This window comes from Amycolatopsis sp. NPDC114503, assembly GCF_055633655.1.
This window is the reverse complement of the sequence record NZ_JBVKDT010000005.1, coordinates 68,447-93,242: the sequence shown is the minus strand read 5'-3', so window position 1 is coordinate 93,242 and position 24,796 is coordinate 68,447. Positions and strand designations below refer to the sequence as shown.

At 68.6% G+C, this 24,796-nt stretch carries 31 protein-coding genes; 23 read left to right on the top strand and 8 right to left on the bottom strand.

Annotated features, from left to right (window positions below):
* Window positions 1-74: 74 nt before the first annotated feature.
* From ACZ7OI_RS22150 to ACZ7OI_RS22140, 3 genes are all read left to right on the top strand, one after another.
* Window positions 75-440 (top strand): F0F1 ATP synthase subunit epsilon, encoded by a 366-nt coding sequence (locus tag ACZ7OI_RS22150; RefSeq protein WP_470266087.1) that lies wholly within the window; start codon window positions 75-77, stop codon window positions 438-440.
* A gap of 27 nt (window positions 441-467) precedes the next feature.
* Window positions 468-902: a DUF2550 domain-containing protein gene (locus ACZ7OI_RS22145; protein WP_037815359.1), complete on the top strand. Its 435-nt coding sequence runs from the start codon at window positions 468-470 to the stop codon at window positions 900-902.
* 81 nt (window positions 903-983) lie between these two features.
* Window positions 984-1,154, top strand: coding sequence for a hypothetical protein (locus ACZ7OI_RS22140; protein WP_470266086.1), 171 nt, complete (start codon window positions 984-986; stop codon window positions 1,152-1,154).
* A 109-nt stretch (window positions 1,155-1,263) separates the two neighbouring features.
* Here ACZ7OI_RS22140 and ACZ7OI_RS22135 read toward each other — a convergent pair whose 3' ends face one another.
* Complete coding sequence (locus ACZ7OI_RS22135) at window positions 1,264-1,830, bottom strand: cob(I)yrinic acid a,c-diamide adenosyltransferase (protein ID WP_470266085.1); 567 nt, start codon at window positions 1,828-1,830, stop codon at window positions 1,264-1,266.
* A gap of 61 nt (window positions 1,831-1,891) precedes the next feature.
* On the opposite strand from ACZ7OI_RS22135, the gene murA reads away from it, so the two are divergent.
* A complete protein-coding gene (gene murA / locus ACZ7OI_RS22130; protein WP_470266084.1) occupies window positions 1,892-3,166 on the top strand; it encodes a UDP-N-acetylglucosamine 1-carboxyvinyltransferase in 1,275 nt (424 codons plus the stop codon).
* Window positions 3,167-3,227: 61 nt separating this feature from the next.
* Here murA and ACZ7OI_RS22125 read toward each other — a convergent pair whose 3' ends face one another.
* Window positions 3,228-4,505, bottom strand: coding sequence for an amidohydrolase family protein (locus tag ACZ7OI_RS22125; protein WP_470266083.1), 1,278 nt, complete (start codon window positions 4,503-4,505; stop codon window positions 3,228-3,230).
* Window positions 4,506-4,605: 100 nt separating this feature from the next.
* Here ACZ7OI_RS22125 and ACZ7OI_RS22120 point away from each other — a divergent pair, with 100 nt between their 5' ends.
* A complete protein-coding gene (locus ACZ7OI_RS22120) occupies window positions 4,606-5,073 on the top strand; it encodes a MarR family winged helix-turn-helix transcriptional regulator (protein ID WP_470266082.1) in 468 nt (155 codons plus the stop codon).
* Between the two features lie 12 nt (window positions 5,074-5,085).
* On the opposite strand, the gene ACZ7OI_RS22115 is transcribed toward ACZ7OI_RS22120, so the two are convergent.
* The gene (locus ACZ7OI_RS22115; protein WP_470266081.1) at window positions 5,086-5,676 is read right to left on the bottom strand and encodes a TetR/AcrR family transcriptional regulator; all 591 of its coding nucleotides are present in this window, start codon (window positions 5,674-5,676) and stop codon (window positions 5,086-5,088) included.
* 94 nt (window positions 5,677-5,770) lie between these two features.
* Between ACZ7OI_RS22115 and ACZ7OI_RS22110 the strand changes: the two genes are divergently transcribed.
* Genes ACZ7OI_RS22110 through ACZ7OI_RS22100 form a run of 3 tightly spaced genes read left to right on the top strand, consistent with a single transcriptional unit; the run spans window position 5,771 to window position 8,152 of the window.
* Window positions 5,771-6,166: a nuclear transport factor 2 family protein gene (locus ACZ7OI_RS22110; protein ID WP_470266080.1), complete on the top strand. Its 396-nt coding sequence runs from the start codon at window positions 5,771-5,773 to the stop codon at window positions 6,164-6,166.
* Complete coding sequence (locus ACZ7OI_RS22105; RefSeq protein WP_470266079.1) at window positions 6,159-6,965, top strand: Rossmann-fold NAD(P)-binding domain-containing protein; 807 nt, start codon at window positions 6,159-6,161, stop codon at window positions 6,963-6,965. Before ACZ7OI_RS22110 ends, ACZ7OI_RS22105 begins: the two co-directional genes overlap by 8 nt.
* Window positions 6,962-8,152, top strand: a complete 1,191-nt coding sequence (locus tag ACZ7OI_RS22100; protein ID WP_470266078.1) for an alpha/beta hydrolase family protein — start codon at window positions 6,962-6,964, stop codon at window positions 8,150-8,152. The genes ACZ7OI_RS22105 and ACZ7OI_RS22100 overlap by 4 nt, the downstream gene beginning before the upstream one ends.
* Window positions 8,153-8,413: 261 nt before the next feature.
* Here the strand turns inward: ACZ7OI_RS22100 and ACZ7OI_RS22095 are convergent, their stop codons facing one another.
* On the bottom strand, window positions 8,414-9,040 hold the full coding sequence (locus ACZ7OI_RS22095) for a LysE family translocator (protein WP_470266077.1): 627 nt from the start codon (window positions 9,038-9,040) through the stop codon (window positions 8,414-8,416).
* A gap of 233 nt (window positions 9,041-9,273) precedes the next feature.
* Here ACZ7OI_RS22095 and ACZ7OI_RS22090 point away from each other — a divergent pair, with 233 nt between their 5' ends.
* From ACZ7OI_RS22090 to ACZ7OI_RS22070, 5 genes are all read left to right on the top strand, one after another.
* Window positions 9,274-9,471, top strand: coding sequence for a hypothetical protein (locus ACZ7OI_RS22090; protein ID WP_470266076.1), 198 nt, complete (start codon window positions 9,274-9,276; stop codon window positions 9,469-9,471).
* Window positions 9,472-9,537: 66 nt separating this feature from the next.
* On the top strand, window positions 9,538-10,086 hold the full coding sequence (locus ACZ7OI_RS22085) for a hypothetical protein (protein ID WP_470266075.1): 549 nt from the start codon (window positions 9,538-9,540) through the stop codon (window positions 10,084-10,086).
* A 66-nt stretch (window positions 10,087-10,152) separates the two neighbouring features.
* Window positions 10,153-10,686: a hypothetical protein gene (locus ACZ7OI_RS22080; protein WP_470266074.1), complete on the top strand. Its 534-nt coding sequence runs from the start codon at window positions 10,153-10,155 to the stop codon at window positions 10,684-10,686.
* Between the two features lie 8 nt (window positions 10,687-10,694).
* Window positions 10,695-11,006: a DUF6191 domain-containing protein gene (locus ACZ7OI_RS22075; RefSeq protein ID WP_470266073.1), complete on the top strand. Its 312-nt coding sequence runs from the start codon at window positions 10,695-10,697 to the stop codon at window positions 11,004-11,006.
* A gap of 50 nt (window positions 11,007-11,056) precedes the next feature.
* Window positions 11,057-13,078 (top strand): protein meaA, encoded by a 2,022-nt coding sequence (locus ACZ7OI_RS22070; RefSeq protein ID WP_470266072.1) that lies wholly within the window; start codon window positions 11,057-11,059, stop codon window positions 13,076-13,078.
* A 247-nt stretch (window positions 13,079-13,325) separates the two neighbouring features.
* Here ACZ7OI_RS22070 and ACZ7OI_RS22065 read toward each other — a convergent pair whose 3' ends face one another.
* Complete coding sequence (locus ACZ7OI_RS22065; RefSeq protein WP_470266071.1) at window positions 13,326-13,883, bottom strand: cysteine hydrolase family protein; 558 nt, start codon at window positions 13,881-13,883, stop codon at window positions 13,326-13,328.
* Window positions 13,884-13,955: 72 nt separating this feature from the next.
* Between ACZ7OI_RS22065 and ACZ7OI_RS22060 the strand changes: the two genes are divergently transcribed.
* Both ACZ7OI_RS22060 and ACZ7OI_RS22055 read left to right on the top strand, forming a co-directional pair.
* Window positions 13,956-14,954: a GlxA family transcriptional regulator gene (locus tag ACZ7OI_RS22060; protein ID WP_470266070.1), complete on the top strand. Its 999-nt coding sequence runs from the start codon at window positions 13,956-13,958 to the stop codon at window positions 14,952-14,954.
* A complete protein-coding gene (locus tag ACZ7OI_RS22055; protein ID WP_470266069.1) occupies window positions 14,927-15,700 on the top strand; it encodes an enoyl-CoA hydratase-related protein in 774 nt (257 codons plus the stop codon). Before ACZ7OI_RS22060 ends, ACZ7OI_RS22055 begins: the two co-directional genes overlap by 28 nt.
* Before the next feature lie 83 nt (window positions 15,701-15,783).
* Here ACZ7OI_RS22055 and ACZ7OI_RS22050 read toward each other — a convergent pair whose 3' ends face one another.
* Window positions 15,784-16,323: an NUDIX domain-containing protein gene (locus ACZ7OI_RS22050; RefSeq protein WP_470266068.1), complete on the bottom strand. Its 540-nt coding sequence runs from the start codon at window positions 16,321-16,323 to the stop codon at window positions 15,784-15,786.
* A gap of 102 nt (window positions 16,324-16,425) precedes the next feature.
* Here ACZ7OI_RS22050 and nucS point away from each other — a divergent pair, with 102 nt between their 5' ends.
* Window positions 16,426-17,085, top strand: coding sequence for an endonuclease NucS (gene nucS, locus ACZ7OI_RS22045; protein WP_470266067.1), 660 nt, complete (start codon window positions 16,426-16,428; stop codon window positions 17,083-17,085).
* 6 nt (window positions 17,086-17,091) lie between these two features.
* Here nucS and ACZ7OI_RS22040 read toward each other — a convergent pair whose 3' ends face one another.
* Window positions 17,092-17,676 carry a flavodoxin family protein gene (locus ACZ7OI_RS22040; protein ID WP_470266066.1) on the bottom strand — a complete coding sequence of 195 codons (585 nt, stop codon included), beginning with the start codon at window positions 17,674-17,676 and terminating at the stop codon, window positions 17,092-17,094.
* Window positions 17,677-17,765: 89 nt separating this feature from the next.
* On the opposite strand from ACZ7OI_RS22040, the gene ACZ7OI_RS22035 reads away from it, so the two are divergent.
* A complete protein-coding gene (locus ACZ7OI_RS22035) occupies window positions 17,766-18,482 on the top strand; it encodes a TetR/AcrR family transcriptional regulator (protein WP_470266065.1) in 717 nt (238 codons plus the stop codon).
* A gap of 66 nt (window positions 18,483-18,548) precedes the next feature.
* On the opposite strand, the gene ACZ7OI_RS22030 is transcribed toward ACZ7OI_RS22035, so the two are convergent.
* The gene (locus ACZ7OI_RS22030; RefSeq protein ID WP_470266064.1) at window positions 18,549-19,007 is read right to left on the bottom strand and encodes a hypothetical protein; all 459 of its coding nucleotides are present in this window, start codon (window positions 19,005-19,007) and stop codon (window positions 18,549-18,551) included.
* 288 nt (window positions 19,008-19,295) lie between these two features.
* On the opposite strand from ACZ7OI_RS22030, the gene ACZ7OI_RS22025 reads away from it, so the two are divergent.
* The 6 genes from ACZ7OI_RS22025 (at window position 19,296) to dhaM (ending at window position 24,718) form a co-directional block, all read left to right on the top strand.
* Window positions 19,296-20,993 (top strand): sodium:solute symporter family protein, encoded by a 1,698-nt coding sequence (locus tag ACZ7OI_RS22025; protein WP_470266657.1) that lies wholly within the window; start codon window positions 19,296-19,298, stop codon window positions 20,991-20,993.
* 10 nt (window positions 20,994-21,003) lie between these two features.
* Window positions 21,004-21,279 carry a hypothetical protein gene (locus tag ACZ7OI_RS22020; RefSeq protein ID WP_470266063.1) on the top strand — a complete coding sequence of 92 codons (276 nt, stop codon included), beginning with the start codon at window positions 21,004-21,006 and terminating at the stop codon, window positions 21,277-21,279.
* A gap of 47 nt (window positions 21,280-21,326) precedes the next feature.
* Complete coding sequence (locus ACZ7OI_RS22015) at window positions 21,327-22,331, top strand: DUF3558 domain-containing protein (protein WP_470266062.1); 1,005 nt, start codon at window positions 21,327-21,329, stop codon at window positions 22,329-22,331.
* A 79-nt stretch (window positions 22,332-22,410) separates the two neighbouring features.
* Entirely contained in the window at window positions 22,411-23,412 is a 1,002-nt protein-coding gene (dhaK, locus tag ACZ7OI_RS22010; protein ID WP_470266061.1) for a dihydroxyacetone kinase subunit DhaK, read from the top strand.
* Entirely contained in the window at window positions 23,412-24,035 is a 624-nt protein-coding gene (gene dhaL / locus ACZ7OI_RS22005) for a dihydroxyacetone kinase subunit DhaL (RefSeq protein ID WP_470266060.1), read from the top strand. The genes dhaK and dhaL overlap by 1 nt, the downstream gene beginning before the upstream one ends.
* Complete coding sequence (gene dhaM, locus ACZ7OI_RS22000; RefSeq protein WP_470266059.1) at window positions 24,032-24,718, top strand: dihydroxyacetone kinase phosphoryl donor subunit DhaM; 687 nt, start codon at window positions 24,032-24,034, stop codon at window positions 24,716-24,718. Before dhaL ends, dhaM begins: the two co-directional genes overlap by 4 nt.
* Window positions 24,719-24,796: the final 78 nt, after the last annotated feature.

Below are 24,796 nucleotides of genomic sequence, written 5' to 3'. Positions count from 1 at the left end.
GGCCCCCGCCGTTCTCGTAACCGAAGCAAGACCTATTACACTCGGTGGTGACACCCCGAGCGAAGGAGTGCTACGTGGCTGAGATGTCCGTGGAGCTGGTTGCCGTCGAGCGCCGGCTCTGGTCGGGTACCGCCACCTTCGTGGTGGCGCAGACCACCGAGGGCGAGATCGGCATCATGCCCGGACACGAGCCGGTGCTGGGCCAGCTCGTCGAGGGTGGCGTGGTGAAGGTGAACACGACGGACGGCGACGTGCTGACCGCCGCGGTGCACGGCGGATTCCTGTCCGTCACCGCGACCGGCGTCAGCGTGCTCGCGGAGAGCGCCGAGCTGTCCGACGAAATCGACGTGGCCGCCGCGAAGGCAGCCCTCAGCACCGGCGACGAGACCGAGCGGACGAGGGCCACGGCCCAGCTCCGCGCGGCTGGACAGTCGGTCTGAGCGGACTAGACGGGCAGGAGCCGGGCCGTGCAGATCGCTGTGGTGGTGCTAGTGCTCCTGATCGTGCTCGTCGTCGTGGTCGGCTGGTACGGCCAGCGGTGGATCCGGATGCGCCGCGGCGGCGGCGTCAGCGTCGCGCTGCGGTGGCGTCCGGACAGTCCCCGTTCGAGCTGGCACCTCGGCCTCGGCCGGTACGAGGGCGAGAAGTTCGTCTGGTACCGGGTGTGGAGCCTGCGCACTGGTCCGGATCGCGTGTTCCAGCGGGAAAGCATGCAGATCGCGGACCGGCGGGATCCGTCCGGTTCCGAGGCGTACGCGGTGCCTGAGGGATCGACGGTGCTGCGCTGCGAGTCCTCGGACCAGGAAGCGATCGAGATCGCGATGGGGCCGGGTGCGCTGACCGGGTTCCTGTCGTGGCTCGAATCGGCTCCGCCGGGGCGAAGGCTGCCGCGAGCTTCGTGAGTTTTTCAGCCGGGTCCGCCATTGCGGCGGGCCCGGTTTGTGTTTCTCGTGCGGCGGGTTCTCCGGCGCTACCCTGGGTGTATGGACGCCCGAGAACGGGAAGACCGCGCCCGCCGGTGGCAGACCTTGCCGAAGCCGGTGCGGCTCGAGGACCTCACTGTCGCCCAGGCCGTCGAGCCGGGCCGCGATTCGACGTGGGACGTCGACTACGAGCGTTACTGGGCCGCTCAGGAAGCCAGCTGGGTCCGGTAGTCAGAGCCGGGCGGTGACGGAGCGGACGTTTCCGCGAACCGCGGCAGGGTGCCGTCCTCGTTCCGGCTCGACGGCATGAAGAACACCGTGATCGGCCGCCCGGAGACGATCAGCCGCCCGGCTGCCACAGCACGTCGCCGTCCGGATTGGCCAGCCGGGCGAGGATGAACAGCAGGTCCGAGAGCCGGTTCAGGTACTTGGCCGCGATCGGGTTCGAGGTCTCCGGCTCGGCCTCCATCAACGCCCACGCCGACCGTTCCGCGCGGCGGGAGACCGTGCGCGCCTGGTGCAGGAACGCCGCGCCCGGGGTGCCGCCCGGAAGGATGAAAGACGTGAGTTTCGGCAGCCGGTCGTTGAACTCGTCGCACCAGCCTTCGAGCCGTTCCAGGTACGCCTCGGTGATGCGCAGCGGCTCGTACGGCGGGTCCTCCTGGATCGGCAGGCACAGGTCCGCTCCGACGTCGAACAGGTCGTTCTGGATCCGGCGCAGCACTTCGGCGATCTCGTCGGGCAGCCCGCCGAGGGAGATCGCCAGGCCGAGCACCGAATTGGCCTCGTCGGTGTCGGCGTAGGCGGACAGCCGGGCGGAAGTCTTGGGCACCCGGGAACCGTCGCCGAGCGCGGTCGTGCCGCTGTCGCCGACCTTCGTGTAAACCCGGTTGATACGAACCACCATGCGTTCGACTCTACCGGCCCGGGTTCGGGCAAAACTGGGCGAGAGGGCATGATTGGCGGCCATGAGCGAGCACTTCGACGTGCATGGCGGAGCCCGGCTGGTCGGCGAGGTCGACGTGGTCGGCGCCAAGAACAGCGTGCTGAAACTGATGGCCGCGGCACTGCTGGCCGAAGGCACCACGACCATCACGAACTGCCCGCAGATCCTGGACGTCCCGTTGATGGGCGACGTCCTGCGCAGTGTCGGCTGCGAGGTGGAGATCGAGGGCGACACGGCGCGCATCACCACGCCCGCGGAGCTGTCGCACCGCGCCGATTCGGCGGCGATGGGCAAGCTGCGCGCGTCGGTGTGCGTGCTGGGCCCGCTGGTCGGCCGCCTGAAGCAGGCGGTCGTCGCGCTGCCCGGCGGCGACGCGATCGGCCAGCGTCCGCTGGACATGCACCAGAACGGCCTCCGCAAGCTCGGCGCGACGAGCACCATCGAGCACGGCTGCGTCGTCGCGAAGGCCGAAACGCTGGTCGGCACCCAGATCTGGCTGGACTTCCCGAGTGTCGGGGCGACCGAGAACATCCTGATGGCGGCCGTGCTGGCCGAGGGCACGACGGTGATCGACAACGCCGCCCGCGAACCGGAAATCGCCGACATCTGCACGATGCTGACCGAAATGGGCGCGAAGATCGAGGGCGCGGGCACCTCGACGCTGACCGTCCACGGCGTCGAAGCACTGAACCCCACCGAACACCGCGTGATCGGCGACCGCATCGTAGGCGCGACCTGGGCTTTCGCCGCGGCGATGACCCGAGGCGACCTGACCGTGCGCGGCGTGAACCCGCACCACCTCGACCTGGTCCTGGACAAGCTGCGCCTGGCCGGCGCGGAGGTCACCACCTACGACGACAAGGGTTTCCGCGTCGTCCAGCCGGAGCGGCCGAAGGCGGTGGACTGGGTGACGCTGCCGTACCCCGGTTTCGCCACGGACCTGCAGCCGTTCGCGGTCGCGCTGTCGGCGGTGTCCGAGGGCACGTCGATGATCACGGAGAACGTGTACGAGGCTCGGTTCCGCTTCATCGAAGAGATGATCCGGCTGTCCGGCGACGCCCGCACGGACGGTCATCACGCGGTGGTCCGAGGGGTCGAGAAGCTGTCGAGCGCGCCGGTGTGGGCGTCGGACATCCGCGCGGGGGCAGGGCTGGTGCTGGCCGGGCTGTGCGCGGATGGGGTGACCGAGGTGTGGGACGTGTTCCACATCGACCGCGGGTACCCGCATTTCGTCGAGAACTTGAACCGGCTGGGCGCCCGGATCGACCGGGTGGCGGGGGAGCCGGAGCGGGCTTGAGCCGCACCGTGGTCGCGAACCGGGGACGCTGATTTGTCCCCGGCTTCGCGATTCGGCTGTGTCAGGCCTCTTCCCAGCTCAGCTGTCCGGTCCGCAGCGTCCCGACGTGGTGGGAACGCTCGGTCAGGTGCGCGATGTCCGTGTAGGGATCGGCGTCGAGCAACAGTGCGTCGGCGACGGAGCCGACGGTGATCGTTCCCCCTTGCTGACCGATCTTTTCGGCTGAATGCCGGGTGCCGGCCGCCAGGACCGCGGGCAGTGGCACGCCTGCCTTCGCCAGTAATTGCAGTTCTCGCAGCAGCGCGACGGGCGGCGCGGGCATCAGCAGCGCCACGTCGCTGCCCGCACTGATCTTCACCCCCGCGTCGTGCATCAGCGCCAGCGTGCGCATCGCGTAGTCGAAGCGGAGGAGGGAGTCCTTCGCGGAATGCCGCGGGAACTCCTGGCCGTAGATGGGGCGGCTGGTGATCTGCGGGAGGTCCTCGGGCGTCGCGAAGCCGTCCTTGACCAGCTGCTGCAAGTAGCCAGCGTCGCCGTTGTGCGCGATCTGCTCCCAGGTGACCAGCGTCGGGCAGTAGTGGGTGTTCGTTTCCGCCAGCATCGCGGCGACGTCGCGGGCCTCGGCGGTGCTGCTGGGATCCTGCGGTTGGAAAGCGTGTTCGATGCCGTCCGCGCCGGCTGCCACCGCCTCCTCCAGGTCGATGCGTTCGTGGATGTGCACGAGCACTTTCTTGCCCTTCTCGTGGGCGGCCGCGACGATGGCTTTGAGCGCGTCCAGGGGCAGTTTGTCCGGTGCTCCTGGCTCGCCGTCGTAGATGCACTTGAGGAAGTCGACCTGGTCGGCCAGCTCCAGGGCCTGCCGGTAGGCGACGTCAGCGTCGTCGATTTGGTACGCGATGGGTGCCCGCTTCGGATCGTCGAGGACCGGCCAGCCTTCGATCCCGGTGAACACCGGCCCGGCGAAGAACAGTTCGGCAGCGGCGTTGGCGGCCTTGCTCCGGTGGTCCCGGACGGCGAGTTCGATGTCGAGCGGGCCGCCGAGGTCGACGACGGTGGTCACCCCGACGCCCAGGTAGTCGGTGAGCAGCTGGGAAACGTACGCCGCGCGCTCGTTCTCGGGCTGGAAGGAAGCGAGCCCGCCCAGGTGAGTGTGGCTCTCCCACAGGCCCGGCACCAGGTAGCCGCCCCGTGCATCGAACACGGGACCGTCGCCGTCGGCGGGCCGCGCGTCCGCCGACGACCGGACGGCGGTGAATTTCCCGTCGGCCATTACTACTTCAGCGTCGGCGATCGGGGTGGCCGACTGCCCGTCGAGGACGGTCACGTTGCGGATGATCACGGGTCTCTCCCTGCCTGGACCATGATGCATAGGTTCCTATGCATTATGAATGTATAGGAGCCTATGCATTAGGTCAATAGGAGCCTATATACTTCGCGGCGTGAAGGACCCCCGGTTCGAATCCGCGCCCGCCGCCCTGGTCAACCTCGCCTCGCGCGCGTTGTCCCGGGTCAACGACCGGCGGCTGCGGCCGTTGGGGTTGACCTTCGCGCAGATGCCCGTGCTGGCGGCGCTGGCCAAGACGGACGCGCTTTCCCAGAAGGAGCTGGCGGCGCTGGCGCGGATCGAGCAGCCGTCCATGGCCCAGTTGCTCGGCCGGATGGAGCGAGACGGCCTCATCCGGCGCGTCCCCGCCGAGCATGATCGACGGGTCAGCCTGATCTCGCTGACCGAGACCGGATCGGCGAAGGTCGCGCACGTGAAGTCGGCGCTGGTCGAAACCAATGAGCAGGCGTTGCGAGGCTTCGCCGCCGAAGAAGCCGATCTCCTGGTGGATTTGCTGAAAAGGCTCGTCGCGAACCTCGAAGAGGATTCGCCTGCGGAGGATTCGGTGCCCGGTCGTCGGTAAGGACGGCCGCGGTTATGCGGTCAGTGCGCGCACCACCAGGTCTGTCACCTTGTCCAAATACCCTTCCTCCGCCGGAAACCCGCGCACGATCAGCCGCCAGTAAACAATTCCCGCGCCCATATCCAGTGCCAGTTCGATATCCGTGTCCGCCGGGATCTCCCCGCGCTCGATCGCTCTCGTGAACACCGCCCGGTTGACGGCCCGCCGAGGTCCGCCGATCGTCAAGCGGGCGAATTCGGCCATTGCCGGGTTTTGCTGGGCTTCCGCGATCAGCCCGGGGAAGATCCGCGAAAAGCGCGGATGCGTGATCCATTCGCAGAGTGCTTCCAGCGAGGCTCGGATATCGCCGCGCAGGCTGCCAGTGTCCGGGTCCACCGCGCGCGCCACGCTGAATTCCGCGATGACCGCGCCGATCATTTCGTCTTTCGACGGCCAGCGCCGGTACAGCGCGCTTTTTCCGACTCCCGCGCGTTTCGCGACCGCTTCCATCGACAGCCTGCCGAAGCCGTGATCGGCCAATTCGTCGATCACGGCTTCGGTGATGGCGTAGGTGACGTCGGGCTGCAGCACGGCAGCTCCGGTCGGCGTCCGGCGGGTCGTCATGCCGATCAGCATAGCGTGTGGACGAGACGGTCCCGTCCCGTGTACGTTGGCGACGAGACGGGACCGTCTCGTCCGTTCCTGAGGAGGGGGTTCGATGTCACTCATCGACCACGCGCTCGACCTGCTGGTCCAGCACGACATGGCCGGATTTGTGCAGCTGTTCGCCGAGGACGCCGTGCTCGAGTTCCCGTTCGCCGCGCCCAGCGAGCCCAAGCGCGTCGAGGGCCGCGCCGCCCTGGCCGAGTACCTGAGCAACTACCCGAACCTGTTCGACATCCGCGAGGTCGCCGCCAAGACCGTGCACCAGACGACCGATCCGGAGGTCTCGATCGCGGAGTTCGAACTGGCCGGCGTCGCGGTCGCCACGCAGAAGCCGTACCGCCTGGGCTACGTCGTGGTGTTCACCGTCCGCGACGGCCTGATCCGCCGCTATCGCGACTACTTCAGCCCGCTCGCCGTGATCGACGTTCTCGGGGTGCCGGGTGTCTGACGTCCTCGTGCTCGGCTCGACCGGCACCACCGGCAGCCGCGTCGTGCACGGACTCGAAGCCGCAGGCGCACGGCCGCGGGAGGCGACCCGGAATCCGGTGCGGGCAGGCCAGATCCGGTTCGACTGGGACGAGCCCGCGACGTACGGCCCGGCGCTGGACGGGGTCTCTGCGGTCTACTTGATCGCCCCGGTCGCGGCTGATCCGCAGCCGCTCGTCGAGGAGTTTCTCAAGCACGCTCCGGACGCGCGGGTGGTCTTGCTCAGTTCGTCCTCGGTGGACGGACACACCCCGGTGATCGGCGGTCTGCCCGGTCTCGTCCGTCGTCAGCCGGGCTGGGCGGTGCTGCGGCCGTCGTGGTTCATGCAGAACTTCACCGCCGGGAACCTGGTCGGCGACAGTGCCCGCGCGGGCCGGATCGTGACCGCGACCGGCGACGCCCGGGTGGCGTTCGTGGACGCCGGCGACATCGCCGCGGTCGCCGTTCGCGCGCTGCTCGACCCGGAACCGCACAACACCGACCACCTGATCACCGGCCCGCGTGCGCTCAGCTATGCCGAGGCGGCCGAGATCGTCGGGAAACGGCTCGGCCATCCGGTCGTGCACGCTCCGGTTTCCACCCTTGAGTACCAGCGATTCCTGGTCCGCGACGGTCTCCCCGAGTCGTACGCCGAAATGCTCGCCTCGCTGGACGAGGCGATCCGCGGCGGCGCCGAGGACCGCGTGACCGACACCGTCGAGCGGGTCGCCGGACGACCCGCCCGTGATTTCCGCACCTTCGCGAAAGAGGAGATCCGATGAAGCCGCTGCTGTTCGAAGACGACCCGCAATTCTGGTTCGAAACCCTGATCGCCCTTGGCGAGATCGCCTACGGGGGCGCGGATTTCGGCGAGGTCGTCGCGATCGCGTCGAACATCAAGTCCGGTGACTACGACAGCTGGCACGACGCGTGGCTCGCCACCGCCGAGCGGCTCTACGCCGAAGCCGCCACCATGCACCCGGTCAGCGCGCGCGACGCCTACCTGCGCGCCTCGACGTACTACCGCCGTGCCGAGTTTTTCTTGCACGGCAACCCCGAAGACCCGCGGATCAACTACGCCTACGAGCGCAACGTCGAGTGTTTCCAGCGCGCCGTGGAGTCGATCGACCACGTCGAACGGATCGAAATCCCCTACGACGGCCACGTCCTGCGCGGCTACTTCTACCGCGCCCCCGGCGACGGCCCGAAGCCTCTTCTGGTGGCGCACAACGGTTTCGACGGCAGCGCCGAGGACCTGCATTTCATGGGCGCGACCGCGGGCCAGGAGCGCGGCTACCACGTGCTGACCTTCGACGGCCCCGGACAGCCCAGCGCCGTCCACCGCGACGGCCTGCTGTTCCGCCCGGACTGGGAGCACGTCGTCGGCCAGGTGCTCGACTACGCCCTCGCTCTCCCGGAGGTGATCCCGGAGAAGGTCGCACTGATCGGCTGGAGCCTCGGCGGAATGCTCGCGCCGCGCGCCGCCGCGTTCGAGCCGAGGCTGTCGGCCGTCGTCGCGGTGGACGGACTCTTCGACGCCGGTGCGGTCTTCGTGCAACAGCTTCCGTGGGACCGCGATGAGCTCGTCCGCCGGGCGAACGCGCCGGAGGATCCCGAGCTGGACGCTTTTCTAACCGCCGCGAGGGAGCAGAGCCCGACCGTCCGCTGGGCACTGAGCCACGGCCGCTACGTGATGGGCGGCGCGACCGATCGCGAGTTCCTGGCGAAGTACCTCGAATACAACCTGTACGACGGCGTGGCCGAGCGCATCGCGTGCCCGGCGCTGATCTGCGACGCTCCGGAGGACCTGTTCTTCACCGGTCAGCCGCAGCAGCTGTACGACCGGATCAGCGGCCCGAAGAAGCTGCTGAAGTTCACCGCCGAGGAGGGCGCGGACGCACACTGCCACGTCGGCGCGATGCGGCTCGCGAACGGCCGCATCTACGACTGGCTGGACGAGGTTCTGTGAGGTTTCGCGGGTGTTGATTCCGGGGCCGCGGCCGCACCTAGGGCGGTCTGGCGGCGGGGCGGGGCGGTGCTGCGGAGGGTGAACCCGGCGGCGCCTCGGCGAGGAACTCCGGATCCATCGAAAACCCGGCTCTGCCCGTCGACGCATGATCACCATGAAAATCCTGGCGACCACGCTGACGGGCCGGACGGTGTCCACGATGCCCTGAAACGTCAACCGTTCACGAGGTCTTGAACTCGAACACCCCGGTTCTGGCCGGGATCAGGATTCCAGGGCCAGCGCCGCGCCGAACCCGACCAGCGCGGTGCCGGTCACCCCGTCCAGCGCGCGGCGGACCTTGCGGCGGCTGAGCCACGCGCGGACCCGGTGCACGAAGAACAGCAGGACCAGCAGCCAGATCGTGCCCAGCACGGCGACCGTGTACGCGAGCACCAGCGCGTCCCAGGTCGTCGTGCGCACCGGGTCGAGGAACTGCGGCAGCACCGACAGGTACAGCACCAGCACCTTGGGGTTCGTGATGTTCGAGAGGAACCCCTCGCGCCATCGCCGGAAGCCGCTGGCGCGCTTGCGCTGGGTGTCGGCGACCGCGTCGTAGTTGCCGCGCCAAGCGCCGCGCAGCGCCTGGATGCCGAGGAAGAGGAGGTAAGCCGCACCGAGCCACTTGAGCGTGAGGAACACCGGCTGCGAGCGGGCGATCACCACGCCGAGCCCGAGCGCCGCGGCGGTGCCTTGCACCGCGTTGCCGGCGAGGATGCCCGCGGTGGCCAGCAAACCGCCGCGCGCCCCGCCGGACAGCGCGTTCTTCAGCATCACCATCGTGTCCGGCCCCGGCGCGAGCACGATGAGGACCACGATCACCAGATAACTGCCGTACCCGCTCCACGTCACGTCTGACCACGGTAGATCCCGGATCGGCCGACGTCTCGCGGATTTCCGTCACACCGGTTCGGCAACCAGGGCGAGCGTGCATCATTCGGGAGCGAGGAGGGCGTCAGGTATCCCGCCGAACGGAACCGGCAGCGCAAGGTGCTGACCTACCTCGGGACCGATCGCAGGACCGTCTTCGTCGCCGACCGACCGGGCGGCGTCGAGTTCCGCTTCCAGACCTGGACGAGCCGCGGGTGCGCGACCACGGCGACGGAACCGTCAGCTTCAAGGCGCCCTCGCGCGTCCGGCTGCGCGACCAAAAGTCCCAGGCGCAGTCGTCGCTCACGACGATGACGCCCGAACTGATCGGGATCGAGGGGCCGGAGCACGTCGCCGAACTGATCGCTCGGACGCTCCGCGCTCTCCATCCGTCGGGCAGAACATCCTGCTGATTCCGGCCAGCCGGGCAACCCGGTCGAACCGGGCGGCATGCTCTCCTCGGGAGCGAGGAGGGCGTCATGTACCCACTGGCCGAAGGCGAACACCTGCTCTGGTCTGGGCGGCCGCAGCGGTACCCCCACAGGTACGCGCGCTACCACGGTTACGTCGTAGCGATGGTGGCTTTCGCGGCGCTTGTCACGGTCGGCGTCATCGGCACCGTGAAGTTCGGCGTGGATCTCGCCCTCTTCGCTCTGTGGCCGGGCTTCTTCGGCCTGGTTCTCGGGCTGGCCGCCGAACGGAACCGGCAGCGCAAGGTGCTGCTCGGGGTGCTGACCTACCTCGTCACGGATCGCAGGCTCGTCTTCGTCGCCGATCACCCGAGCGGCGTCGAGTTCCGCTGGGTATGGCTTCCCGATCTGGGCGAGCCGCGGGTGCGCGACCACGGCGACGGCACCGGCACGGTCGGTTTCGGGGCGTCCTTGCGCGTTTGGCTGCGCGACCAGCAGTTCCGGGCGCAGTCGTCGCTCGCGACGATGGTGCCCGAACTGATCGCGATCGAGGATCCGGAGCACGTCGCCGACCTGATCGCCCAGCACGCTCCGCGCTCGCCCTCACCGCAGCAATAATTCCGGCCAGCTGGGCAACCAGGGCGAACCGGTCGGCGTGCACTCTTCGGGAGCGAGGAGGGTGTCATGTACCCACTGGCCGAAGACGAACACCTGCTCTGGTCCGGGCGACCGCAGCACTACGTGCGGCGCTATCGCGATTACCACTACTACCTCACGGTGGGGATCTTGTTCCTCGTCGCCTCGGGACTGACCGCGCTCCTGGACCTGGGCAACTGGGTCACGGCCGGCTGGGCCGCTCTGCTCGGCATGGCTCTCACCAGCGGGTTCGAGCGCAACCGCGAACGTCGCGGCTTCATCGCCGTGACGACGTACCTGGTCACCGACCGCAGGCTGATCTTCGTGTCGGAATCGCCGCCCGGCGTCGAGTTCCGCTGGGTCCAGCTCGCCGATCTCCGCCCGCCGCGAGTACGCGACCACGGCGACGGCACCGGGACGATCGACTTCCGTCCCACGGCCGACGAGTGGCTGCGCGATCAGAGTTTCCGCCACCGGCCCGCCTGGTATCCGTTCCTGCCGGAGCTGATGGCCGTCCCGGATGCCGCCCAGGTCGCCGACCTGATCGCCCGGAACGCTCCGCGCGCCCCGGTCGTTGGCTAACCATGCTGATGACCTTGCTGGGTCTCTCGCTGCCGGTCGCCACCATCGTGCTGCTGATCGTCGGCGGCTGGGAACTGCGGCGGAAGAAAAAACCGTCGCGGCTCAAGGCGCGGCTGTCCTCGACGTACCTCGACGAGGTCACCGCGTTCCTCTACGGCACGAAGCGCACCGAGCTCGAACACCGCGATTCGGTCGAGATGACCCTCGAGGAGGAAGCGCAGGGAGCGCCGCCGCTGGGTACGGTCGACCTTGACCGCGGGGTAGTGGTCGTCCGGCCCGGCGCGTCACCCGGGCGTGGCCGAATCCACTCCGCCGATTAAGTTACCGGCGGGTACACTCGGGCGGTCGTCTCGGCGAAGAGAGGTGCACCGTGCCGTACCCCACCGACCACGAGCGCGACCGGCCCTGGGTGATGCGCACCTATGCGGGTCACTCGTCCGCCGCCGCGTCCAACGAGCTTTACCGGCGGAACCTCGCCAAGGGGCAGACCGGGTTGTCGGTCGCCTTCGATCTCCCGACGCAGACCGGCTACGACCCGGACCACGTGCTCGCGCGCGGCGAGGTCGGCAAGGTCGGCGTGCCGGTTTCGCACATCGGCGACATGCGACGGCTGTTCGACGGCATCCCGCTCGCCGAGGCGAACACCTCGATGACCATCAACGCGCCCGCGATGTGGCTGCTCGCGCTCTACGTTTCGGTGGCCCGCGAGCAGGCCGAGGAGCAGGGCCGCGACGTCGACGAGGTGCTGGCCAAGCTCACCGGCACCACGCAGAACGACATCATCAAGGAGTACCTGTCCCGCGGCACCTACATTTTCCCGCCCGGGCCGAGCCTCCGGCTGATCACCGACATGATCGCGTGGACCGTGCACCACGTGCCGAAGTGGAACCCGATCAACATCTGCAGCTACCACCTGCAGGAAGCGGGCGCGACGCCGACGCAGGAGGTCGCGTACGCGCTCTGCACCGCGATCGCCGTGCTGGACGCGGTGCGCGACTCCGGCCAGGTCGACCAGGCCGACATGGAGAAGGTCGTCGCGCGCATTTCGTTCTTCGTCAACGCGGGCGTCCGGTTCGTCGAAGAGATGTGCAAGATGCGCGCGTTCACGCAGCTGTGGGACGAGCTGACGCGCGAGCGCTACGGCGTCGAGAACCCGAAGGCGCGCCGGCTGCGGTACGGCGTGCAGGTGAACTCGCTCGGGTTGACGGAGGCGCAGCCGGAGAACAACGTCCAGCGGATCGTGCTGGAGATGCTGGCGGTGTCGTTGTCGCGGGGTTCGCGGGCTCGGGCGATTCAGCTGCCCGCTTGGAACGAGGCGCTGGGCTTGCCGCGGCCGTGGGATCAGCAGTGGGCGTTGCGGATGCAGCAGGTGCTCGCGTTCGAGACGGATTTGCTGGAGTACGAGGACATTTTCGACGGATCGCGGGTGGTCGAGTCCAAAGTGGACGAGATCGTGGCCGGGGCCCGGGAGGAGATCGCCCGCGTGCAGGATCTCGGCGGGGCGGTGGCCGCGGTCGAGAGCGGGTACATGAAGTCGCAGCTCGTTTCGTCTCTTGCCGAGTACCGGCGGGGGATGGAGAACGGGGAGCGGGTTCTCGTCGGGGTGAATAAGTTCGAGACGACTGAGCCGTCGCCGTTGCAGGCGGAGGGGGCTCAGGCGATCGAGACTATTGATCCCGCGGTGGAGAAGGCTGCCGTTGCCGCGGTGGAGAAGTGGCGGGAAGAGCGGGACAACGCTGCTGTCGCTGCTTCCCTTGCCGCGTTGAAGGAGAAAGCGTCCACTTCGGACAACCTTTTCGAGGCCACTGTGGACTGCGCGCGGGCGGGCGTGACGACCGGGGAGTGGTCCGGGGCTTTGCGGGAGGTGTTCGGGGAGTACCGGGCGCCTACCGGGGTTTCTGCCGCAGCGACTGCGGGGCAAGGGGATCCGGAGTTGGAGCGGGTTCGGGAGCTGGTTCGTCGCACCGAAGCTGAAATGGGCGAGCGGTTGCGGATTCTCGTCGGGAAACCCGGGCTGGACGGGCATTCCAACGGGGCCGAGCAGGTTGCGGTGCGGGCCCGGGATGTGGGGTTTGAGGTTATCTACCAGGGGATTCGGTTGACCCCGGAGCAGATTGTCGCGGCTGCGGTGCAGGAAGGCGTGCACGTGGTCGGGCTGTCGGTGTTGTCCGGGTCGCATCTGGAGGTCGTGCCGCTCGTCGTCGACGGGTTGCGGGCGGCTGGGGCTGGGGATGTTCCGGTGATCGTGGGCGGAATTATTCCGCCTGATGATGCAGCGTTGTTGACTGAGCGGGGGATTGCTCGGGTGTTTACGCCTAAGGATTACGAGCTGACGGACATTATGGCTGGGATTGTGGAATTGGTTCGGGAGCGGCACGGGTTGGGTTCTTAGGGGCTCGTCGCCTGGCGGCGACATTGCGCCCCGGTGAGTTGGGGCACCCCGAAGCTGATGGTGATGACAGTCCGCGGGGGGCTTGTCAAGGCGGGAAAGATGCCTTGACAAGCCCCCGCGGACTGCATTTCTGGCTTCGTATCGGGGTGCGGGGCGGGGACTGGCTGCCTGGGTTAGGTGGGTGTGGTGGTGGCGGTTTGGTCTGTGAGGGGAACCCTGGGGGAATCAGATTCCCTCAGGGTTCCCCTCACGGAATGCTGGCCAGGATTTCCTTGGTGGATTTCACTGTGGCGAAGCCGCCGCCGTGGAGGTTTGTCGCGGTTGCTCTCGTCAGTTCTTCGGCGGTCAAGGTGGTGCCGTCCGGGCCGTTCAGGTCGAAGGTGAAGGTGGCGTCCAGGGTGAAAGTCACGTCGTAGCCCAGGTTTCCGCCCATGCGGGCGGTGGTTTCGCAGCAGAAGTTGGTTTGGATTCCGGCCAGGACGAAGCTCGTGATGCCTCGGGTGGTGAACCAGGCGTTCAGGTCGACGTCGCCCAGGAAGGCGGAGTTCACCTTTTTGCCGAAGACCAGGTCTGGGCGGGCGCCTGCCAGTTCGGGTTTGAAGTCGTTGCCGGGCTGCCCGGGGCGCAGGGGCGACTCTGGCTTGACGGAATCGTGGTGGACTAGCACGACTGGGTCGCGCCGATCCTGCCAAGCCTGCAGCAGGGCCTTGATGTTCGCTTCGGCTCCGGGGTTGTTGCGCGGGCCCCAGAACTCGGCGTCGTCGAAGCCTTGCTGGACGTCGATCAGCAGCAGTGCGGTGGTCATGGGCTCGATTGTGGCCGGGGGATCGCGTCGGAGGGGAGTGGCACAAGAGGCGCGATGCGGTACTTTTCTGCCATGCGCACGATCGGGGTGCTGCTCCTGCCGGGCAGCCGGATGTTCGACCTGGCGGTGATCGCGGAGGTGTGGGCTCAGGACCGCACCGACAGTGGCATCGGGCCGTTCACGGTGCGCGTGTGTGCGCCCGGACGGGGGCGTACGCGGGTCTCGCCGTTTGGTGAAGTCGTTGCGACGCATGGTCTTTCCGGACTGGATGAGTGCGACCTGATTCTCGCGCCGGGTCGTGACGATCCGCTGGCTGAGGTGCCTGCCGCCGCGCGCGGGGCGCTTCGGCGGGCTCATCGTGGCGGGGCGACGGTTGCCGGGCTTTGCTCTGGAGCGTTTACTCTCGCTGCTGCGGGGCTGCTAGACGGGCGGCCTGCGACGACGCATTGGCGCGATCTCGACGCGCTCGCGACAGCCGCGCCAGCAGCGGAGCTTCGTCGCGACGTGTTGTACACCGAGCAGGACGGCGTGCTTACGTCGGCGGGGGTCGTCGGTGGGCTTGATCTTTGTCTGCATCTGGTGCGCCGTGACCATGGGGCGGAGGTCGCCGCGCGTCTTGCCCGCCGTCTGGTGATGCCTCCGGTTCGGGAAGGCGGGCAGCGGCAGTATGCGGAATCTCCGTTGCCCGCCAACGCCTCGCGGCCGGGTATTGCGTCCACAATGGACTGGGCGATGACTCGGCTCGCCGATGAGATAGGCGTGCCGGATTTGGTGGAGCACGCGGGGATGAGTCCTCGGACGTTTCACCGGGAGTTCGCCGCCGCCACGGGCAGTACGCCGGGAAGGTGGCTGCTCGTCCAGCGGGTGCAGCACGCGCAGCGGCTTCTCGAGACCACGGATCTGCCGGTCGCGCGGGTGGCTGAGCGGGCGGGGCTCGGCAGTGCCGCGAACCTGCGCCGACGGCTGCGGGCGGAGGTGGGGGTCGGGCCGGATTCCTATCGGCGCACTTTCCGCATCCCGGCCGGCGGGGTTACGGTCGGGGCATGGGCGAGTACGAGCACATCCTCGTAAAGCGGGACGGCGACACGGTCACCATCACGATGAACCGCGCGGCGCGGCGCAATTCGCTGTCCGCCGAGCATCTCGGCGAGCTGCTCGCCGCGTTCCGTGAGGCGGGCGAGTCCGACGCGACCGGCATCGTGCTGGCCGGAGCTGGGCCGGTCTTCTCGGCCGGGCACGATTTCGGCGACGTCGCCGCGCGTGACCTCATCGGGGTGCGCGAGTTGCTCACCCTCTGCACGACGCTGATGCGGACCATGGAATCGGTCCCGCAGGTGGTGATCGCGCGGGTGCACGGCCTGGCGACGGCCGCGGGGTGCCAGCTGGTGGCGTCGTGCGATCTGGCGGTCGCGGCGGAATCCTCGGGATTCGCCCTGCCGGGCGGCAAGGGCGGCTGGTTCTGCCACACGCCCGCGGTGCCGGTGGCGCGCGCGATCGGCCGGAAACGCCTGATGGAACTGGCTTTGACCGGCGACGTGGTCGACGCGGCGACAGCACTGGACTGGGGTTTGGTCAACCGCGTGGTCCCGGACGACTCCCTGGACGAGGCAGTCGCGGAGCTGCTCGGCCGCGCGACCCGCGGCAGCCGGGCGAGCAAGGCGATGGGGAAGCAGACGCTGTACGCCCAGCTGGACCGCCCGGAAGCCGACGCGTACGCAATCGCCGTCGAGGTGATGGCGTCGGCTTCGCAGTTGCCGGGCGCGCGTGAGGGGATGGCGGCGTTCCTGGAGAAGCGCAAGCCCGACTGGACGGATTGACCTGACGTCCGTGAGGGCCACCCTGAGGGAATCTGATTCCCTCAGGGTGGCCCTCACAGCCTTCTCGGTCGTGCGGCCAGCGCTCAGCGGCGTTCGTGCAACAACAGCAACGTGTACGCCGCCACCGACTGCGCGTCCGTGATTTCCCCGGCAGAGATCATTTTCTCCACCTCCGTCCGGCTGAACCACGCCGTCCGCATGTCCTGCTCTTCCAGTTCCCGCTCCGGAGCGCCCTCGGTAAGCCCCGTCGCGAGATACACGTGCCCGCGCTGGCTCGCCAGCCCCGGCGCGACGTCGAGCGTTCCCAGTTTCGTGAACGTCGCCGCCCGCAATCCGGTCTCCTCCCGCAGCTCCCGCTGAGCCAGCTCCGCGGGCGGGGTCTCGGCGAGATCGGGCGCGGTTCCCTGCGGGAATTCCCATCGCCGCATCCCGAGCGGGTACCGGAATTGCTCGACCAGGTGCAGCCGGTCGCCGTCCAGGGGGATGACCAGTGCGTAGGTCGGTTTGTCGACGACGCCGTAGATGCCGTCGCTGCCGTCGGCGCGGCGGATGGCGTCCTCTCGCACCGTCATCCAGTTGTTCCGATACACCTCGCGGGTCGCGACACGCTGAATGGGGTCCACCTCGCCAGTATCACCGAGACTGTCCTACCCTCGGCGGGTGCGTCTCGTGCTCCCACCCTCTCCGGCCGGTTTCGCCAGCCCGCTCCGCGCGGGGCGGATCCGATGAGGCTCGTCGTCGCCCGGTGCCAGGTCGACTACGTCGGCAGGCTGACCGCGCATCTCCCGATGGCCAACCGCGTCCTGATGGTGAAGGCCGACGGTTCGGTGCTCGTGCACTCCGACGGCGGCTCGTACAAGCCGCTGAACTGGATGTCGCCGCCGTGCTGGCTGATCGAGGACCCGGACATCTGGACGGTCCAGAACAAGGCGGGCGAGAAACTCGTCATCACGCTCGCCGAGGTCATGCACGATTCGAAGCACGAACTCGGCGTGGACCCGGGCCTGCAGAAGGACGGCGTGGAAGCGCACCTGCAGGAACTGCTCGCCGAGCACATCAAGACCCTCGGCGACGGCTACACCCTGGTCCGCCGCGAATACCCGACCGCGATCGGCCCGGTCGACATCATGGCCCGCGACGCCAACGGCGGTTCGGTCGCGGTGGAAATCAAGCGCCGCGGCGAAATCGACGGTGTCGAGCAGTTGACCCGGTACCTCGAACTCCTCAACCGCGACCCGCTGCTCGCCCCGGTGCAGGGCGTGTTCGCGGCGCAGGTGATCAAGCCGCAGGCGCGCGTCCTCGCCGAGGACCGCGGGATCCGCTGCGTCGTCCTGGACTACGACGCGTTGCGCGGCACGGATTCGGACGAGTTCCGGCTGTTCTGACAGCGGCTAGGACGCCAGCGGCTGCTGGTACCGCAGAGCCTGGGTCGCGACCCGCGCTCCGAGGTGGCGCGCCGTGGTGAGGTCCGCGGCGTGGACGGCGTCCGGGCCCTGGTCGTTCCAGGTTTGCGCGCCCGCGCCGAGGTAGAAGCCGAGCCGGTTGTCGTCGTGTTCGCTGCTGGTGGTGGTGTTCCAGCCGGGCATCAGGCCGAGGCTGACCCAGTGCATGCCGTGCTGCGCGGCGAGCAGCGCGAGGTACTGCAGCGTGTGCAGTTTGTCGCCGCTCATCGAGCCGGAGTTGGTGAACCCGGACGCGAGTTTGTCCAGCCAGCGCTGGGTCATCCAGCGCTTCGAGGTCGCCTCGGCGAACGCGTGGAACGCCCCGGACGCGGATCCCATGTAGGTCGGGGTGCCGAAGACGATCGCGTCGCTGACGTCGAGGGTTTCCCACTTCGCGTCGGACATTTCGGCTACGTCGACCAGGTCGGCGCGGGCTCCGGGCACTGATTCGACGCCGGCGACGACGGCCTTCGCGAGCTCGAGCGTGTGCCCGTATCCGGAGTAGTAGGCGATAGCGACGTGCACAGAAGACATGAGCTGATCCTTTCGGTGTTGACGTTGGTAACGTTATTACCGTGACAGCGTCAGTGTCAACGTCAACAGGATTCTGTTATCGTCGGCACATGGCAACGGACGACCAGCGCGAGCGCATCCTGAGCGAAGCGGTGAAACTGCTGGCCGCGGCGGGACCGTCGGGGCTGTCCACTCGCGCCGTCGCGACGGCGGCCGGAGTGCAAACACCCACGCTGTACCGGCTTTTCGCGGACAAGGACGGGCTGCTCGACGCCGTGGCCACGTTCGGGTTCGAGAGCTACCTCGCGGAGAAGCGCGCGTTCGAACCCGGCGATGACCCGGTCGAAGACCTGCGCCGCGGCTGGGACATGCACGTCGCGTTCGGGCTGGCCAACCCGGCGATCTACCAGCTGATGTACGGAAACGTCCGGCCGGGCCGACAGCCCGCGGCAGCCGCGGAGAACCGGGCCATCCTGCGCGGCATGCTCGAACGCGCCAACGCGCAAGGGCTGCTCCGAGGATCGGTCGAAGCGGCTGAGGTGGCGATCGAGGCGTCTACGACCGGCGCGGTTCTGCTTCTCCTCGCCCAGCCGGAAGAAGCGCGGGACATCCAGCTGATCCGGCCGTTGCGCGACATCGTGCTCGACGCGTTGACGGAGCAAGCCGCACCCGGCGATCGCTCTCCCGTCGCCGACCGTGCGCAGGCGCTGCTCGGGATCGTCACTCCCACCAAAGACGCCGACCCGGTGACGGACGCGGGCTTCAGCGTCTTCGAAGCCGGTCTGCTTCGCGAATGGCTGGCACGGCTCGACAACGCCAGTCGATGAGAGAGGAAAGGGCTCCCGGCCCAGGCCGGGAGCCCTCTGTTCAGCACATTCGGCTCGGCGAATCCGTCAGATCGTCGATCCGGGTTGCGGGGCCGCCGGACCCGCCGCGCCCCGGCGCTGCGCCGCCTTCGCCTCGAACCAGGCCTTCACCTGCTCCTGGAACAGCGTCGACACCACCAGTCCGGCCAGCACCAGCCCGATGAGCGCCTGGGGAGTGCCGGACACCAGGTTGATCAGCCCGCTGATCGCGGACAGCACCTCGCACGCCAGCAGCGCCCAGCGGCCCCAGTCGTAGCCGAGCAGGATCGCGATGCCGGACGCCAGCAGGCCGGCGGCGAAGATGTAGGACAGGATTTCGATCAGGTACAGGACCCCGGCCGGATCTTGGCCGTGGTCCACCCATCTCGCGATCTCCACCTGGGCGAGGACGCCGTATAGGCCGTTCAGGAGCGCCTGCAGGAACACGAACACGAGCGCGCCGCGCAGTCGTCCGGGCATGCGGAGGGCGGGGGTGGGGTTGGTCATCTCGGGGGTGTCCTTTCCGAGGTCGGTCGAAGGGTGCCGGGATCTTATGGGCGGCGGAGGGGCACCTTCCCGAATCGGGTGAATCTGTGACCATGGTGAGTCCTGGCGAGGTGAAGCGACAGGACTCAACACGGGTGCTTCCGGGCACGCGGAATGCACAGGTCAGCGGCAGGTTGGTGAAAAACCGCGGTGTCGGGGTGCCTGTTCGGAATCCATGCAGTACTGTGCCGGTCTGACAGGAACGATGGTGTTTTCTGTGTGAGAATGTTTGATTCGGAGGTGGCAGGGGTGCCGTTCCTCGCCGACGCGAACTTGCGGCTCGACGCGAGTCCGATCGACTACATCGAGTTGGCGTTCTATTTCGTCCTGGTGCTGGGCATCGGCTATCTCGCGCGAAGGCAGGTGTCGAGCAGCCTCGACTTCCTGCTCTCGGGCCGGTCGCTGCCCGCGTGGGTCACCGGTCTGGCGTTCATTTCCGCGAACCTCGGCGCGGTCGAGGTCATGGGCATGTCGGCCAACGGCGTCCTCTACGGCCTGCCGACCGTCCATTACTTCTGGATCGGCGCCATCCCGGCGATGCTGTTCCTCGGCCTGGTGATGATGCCGTTCTACTACGGCTCCAAGGTCCGCAGCGTGCCCGAGTTCATGCGCCGCCGGTTCGGGCCGACCGCGCATCTGGTCAACGGCATCAGCTTCGCCGCGGCGCAGATCCTCATCGCGGGCGCGAACCTGTTCCTGCTGGCCAGCGTCGTGAACCTGCTGCTGGGCTGGCCGCTGTGGGTGTCGATCGTGATCGCCGCCGCCATCGTGCTCGGGTACACCGCGCTGGGCGGGCTGTCCGCCGCGATCTACAACGAGGTGCTGCAGTTCTTCGTGATCGTCGTGGCGCTGCTGCCGCTCACCATCGTCGGCCTGGTCAAGGTCGGCGGCTGGCAGGGCCTGGTCGACAAGATCACGCACAGCCCCGGCGGCACCGCGCAGCTGCACTCCTGGCCGGGCGACAACCTGACCGGCTTCGGCAACAACTTCCTGTCCGTCCTCGGCATCGTGTTCGGTCTCGGCTTCGTGCTGTCGTTCGGGTACTGGACGACGAACTTCGTCGAGGTCCAGCGCGCGATGGCGTCGAAGAGCATGTCGGCCGCACGGCGCACGCCGATCATCGGCGCGTTCCCGAAGATGCTGGTGCCGTTCATCGTGATCATCCCCGGCATGATCGCCGGCGTCGTGGTGCCGGAGTACTTGCAGGACAAGGGACTTCTGCTCGCGGACAAACCGGCCACGAGCGGGGTCACCGCGAACAACGCGCTCCTGCTGCTGATGCGCGACCTGCTGCCCAACGGCATCCTCGGCATCGCGATCGCCGGCCTGCTCGCGTCGTTCATGGCGGGCATGGCGGCGAACCTCAGCTCCTTCAACACCGTGTTCACGTACGACATCTGGCAGACGTACGTGAAGAAGGACAAGCCGGACGGCTACTACCTGAACCTCGGCCGGAAGACGACCGTCTGGGCGACCGTACTGGCCATCGGCACCGCGTTCGTCGCGTCGCAGTCCGCGAACATCCTGACCTACCTGCAGGACCTGTTCTCCTTCTTCAACGCGCCGCTGTTCGCCACGTTCATCCTCGGCATGTTCTGGAAGCGGATGACCGCGGCCGCCGGGTGGATCGGCCTGGTCGCCGGCACCGCGTCGGCGATCACGATCTGGCTGCTGTCGCAGTTCGACGTGCTTTCGCTCGCCGGTCAGGGCACCAGCTTCGTGGCGGCGGGCACCGCGTTCGTCGTCGACATCGTGGTGAGCATCGGGGTTTCGCTGGCCACCCAGCCGAAGCCGGACGCGCAGCTGGTCGGCCTGGTCTACTCGCTCACGCCGCGCGACGCGCTCAAGCACGACAACACCGGCGAGAACGCGGGCTGGTACCGCAAGCCGGGCCTGCTGGCCGGCATCGTCCTCGTGATCACCATCGCCCTCAACATCATCTTCTGAGGAGGCCCGCATGACCGAGAAAACCTCGCGGCCGCACAAGGCGGGCGCCTTCGACATCCGGCTGATCATCGCGCTGCTGCTCGGCGTCTACGGCGTGATCCTCACGATCATGGGCGCCGGGTTCACCAGCGACGCCGATCTGAAGAAGGCCGCCGACGTGAACATCAATCTCTGGTCGGGCATCGGCCTGCTGGTGGTGACCGCATTGTTCGTGCTGTGGGCGGTGCTGCGGCCGCTGGTCGTGCCGCCGTCGGCGGAAACGACGGAAACCTCACCCGCCGAATAACCGGGTTGTTCCCACGTCCGGCAACCTCGCCCGCTAGGTTGCCGGACGTGGTGCACGATCGCCGGTTCGGCCGGTTCCTGAAGTTGTCCGCCCTGGTCGCCGCGGGCGTGGTCGCGACGTCGGCGATGTCCGCGTGCGGCGGCCCGAATCTGGGCAAGGAGAACTTCGCGCGCACGACCGTCCCCGCCGCCGGGGACAGCGGCGCGTCATCCGGCCCCATCACCGATCCCGCGGTCGCCCCCGCCGCCCTGCGCGACCTGCTGCCGTGCCAGTTCGTGGACAAGACCGCGATGAGCCCGCTCGGCACGATGCAGGGCGAGGCGACGGCGTCGAGCACGCAGTTCGACTCCTGCGTCGCCAAGGCGAACGACCCGGGCGGCAAGGAAATCCGCGCGAGCGTCGAGGTCGGCGGCATCGTGACGTTCGCTTCGGACAAGACCACCGGTGCGGTCGGCGGACTGCCGCAGGTCGAGGTGCCCGACCTCGGCGGCGGGACCGGCTGCGTGGTCAGCGCGCTCACCGCGCGGAATCCGTCCTTCGGCGTGTCCTTCCGGATCGACTACACCGGCGGCGACGCTTGCGCGGCCGGGCGCAAACTCGTCGCCACGGCGGTCGAGAAGCTGCACAACAACCCGCAGAAGTACACGCCGGGCCCAGGCTCGCTGCTGGCTGTCGACCCGTGCACGGTGCTCGACGCGGCCGCGGTGGACGGCGTCGTGAAGGGCGGCAAGCCGCGGGCTTCCGGGCTGCACTCGTGCGAATGGGGACTCATTCCGAGCGTCCGGGTGACGATGTTCCCCGGCGTCGCGCCGTCCGAAGGCGACGGCTGGCTGAAGGCCGACGTCGGCACGCCGAACCAGGCGTACGCGAAACAGGGCACCTCCGGGTCGAGCTGCCAGGTCAAATGGCAGCACCGGCAGTGGAAGGAAGACCACGTCGAGGTTGTCCAGCTGGAGTACACGAACTCCGACGCGCAGGCGGACAAGGACGACCCGTGCGGCAAGACCGTCGGGCTGGCCAAGCAGCTGGCCGGGAAACTGCCCGCGGCGTGACCCGTGGGGCGCTTTGCGGCGGGCCCGGCGACCTCATAGGTTGGGTCCGTCCACGACGCCGAGGTGCCGGAGGTCCGCCATGAAGAAGATCATCAACGATCCGGCGGCCGTTGTCGCCGAATCGCTGAGAGGGCTCGCGGTCGCGCACGCGGACCTGCTGCGCGTGCGCGACGATCCGGCGCTGGTCGTGCGCGCGGACGCGCCGGTGGCGGGCAAGGTCGCGGTGGTCTCGGGCGGCGGGTCCGGGCACGAACCGCTGCACGGCGGGTTCGTCGGCCCCGGGATGCTCGACGCCGCGGTGCCCGGGCCGGTGTTCACCTCGCCGACCCCGGACGCGGTGCAGGGCGCGATCGCGGCCACCACCGGTCCGGCCGGGGCGCTGCTGATCGTGAAGAACTACACCGGCGACGTGCTGAACTTCGAGACCGCCGCCGAACTGGCCGCGGCCGAGGACCTCGACGTGCGCAGCGTGGTGATCGACGACGACGTGGCGGTCAAGGATTCCACGTTCACCGCCGGGCGGCGCGGCGTCGGCGGAACCGTGCTGCTGGAGAAGATCGCCGGCGCGGCGGCCGAGCGCGGCGATTCGCTGGACGCGGTGGAAGCGTTGGCGCGCAAGGTGATCGGGCAGGTGCGGTCGATCGGGGTGGCGCTGTCCGCGCCGACCGTGCCGCATGCGGGCGAGCCGAGTTTCGACCTGGGGCCGGACGAGATCGAGTTCGGCATCGGCATCCACGGCGAGCCCGGCCGCGAGCGGATCCCGGCCGAACCGGCCGACGCGCTGGTCGCCCGGATGGTCGAGGCAGTGGTGTCCGACCTGCCGTTCGAGTCCGGAGAGAAGGTGCTGCTGTTCACCAACTCGATGGGCGGCACGCCGCAGCTGGAGCTGTACCTCGCGCACGGGATCGCCGAGCGGCTGCTGGCCGAACGCGGGATCCTGGTCGAGCGTCGGCTGGTCGGCCCGTACATCACGAGCCTGGAAATGCAGGGCATCAGCCTGACCCTGCTGAAATTGGACGACGAGCTTACGCAGCTGTGGGACGCGCCGGTGCGCACGCCCGCGCTGCGGTGGGGGATCTGATGGCCTGCACTGCCGAAGGGGTCGCGGCCGCGTTGCGCGCCGCCGCCGAAGTGATCGCCGAGCACCGCACCGAACTGGTGGACCTCGACCGCGCGATCGGCGACGCCGACCACGGCGAGAACATGAACCGGGGCTTCGCCGCGATCGTCTCCGCGCTGGAGACCGCGGTGCCGGAAACGCCGGCCGGGGTCGTGAAACTCGCTGCCACCACGCTGATTTCCAAGGTCGGAGGCGCGGCCGGGCCGCTTTATGGCACGGCTTTCCTGCGCGCGTCGGCGAAGCTCGGCGACGCGGCGGAGATCGACGTGCCGTTGCTGCTGGACGCGTTGCGCGCGGCCTTGGAGGGCGTGCAGGCGCGCGGCAAGGCGGTGGGCGGCGACGCGACGATGGTCGACGCGCTGATCCCGGCCGTCTCCGCGGCCGAAGGCGCTGCCGACGGCACGATCGCCGACGTGCTCACCGCGGCCGCCGACGGGGCCGATCGCGGCGCGGAGTCCACTGTGGACTTGGTGCCGCGCAAGGGCCGTGCCTCGTACCTCGGGGAACGCGCGGTCGGGCACATGGATCCAGGCGCCCGCTCGACGGCGCTGCTGCTGCGTGCGTTCGCGGAGGCGGCCCGGTGACCGTCGGAATCGTTCTTGTGTCGCACAGCGCGAAACTGGCCGAAGGCTTGGCCGAACTGGCCGCCCAGATGGCCCCGGACGTCCGGATCGTCCCGGCGGGCGGGTTGCCCGACGGCGGCGGCATCGGCACCGACTACGACGAAGTCGTGGCCGCCACCCAGCGCGCCGATTCCGGCGACGGCGTGGTGCTGCTGTACGACCTCGGCAGCGCGCAGATGACCGCCGAGCTGGCGGTGGAATCGCTAGCCGATCCCTCCGCCGCGGTGGTGGTCGACGCACCGCTGGTGGAAGGCGCGGTGGCGGCGGCCGTCGCGGCGCAGAGCGGAGCGAACGCCAAGGCGGTGGGCGAGGCCGCGGCGAGTGCCGGTGTCGCGCCTGATCTGGCCGCGGTGGAGCTGTCGGCGGCCGGCGAGGAAGGCGTGGTGGAGAAGGAATTCACGCTGACCAACGACGTCGGCCTGCACGCGCGACCGGCCGCGGTCGTAGTGCGCAGCCTGGCCGAATTCGAGGCCGAGGTGTCGGTCCGGCTGGGCGAGCAGGAGGCGGACGCGCACAGCGTGCTGGCGCTGATGTCGCTCGGCGCGCGGCAAGGCGACCGGATCGTGGTGCGGGCCCGCGGACTGCAGGCGAGCGAGGCGGTCGCGAAGGTGGCCGAGCTGGTGGAGGCGAACTTCGGGGAGTGACCTGCGGGTTTCCGACCGGGTGACTTCGGCTGGACTGACTCGATTCCGATGTGCTTTCGGGGGTCTCGCGTGGCACAG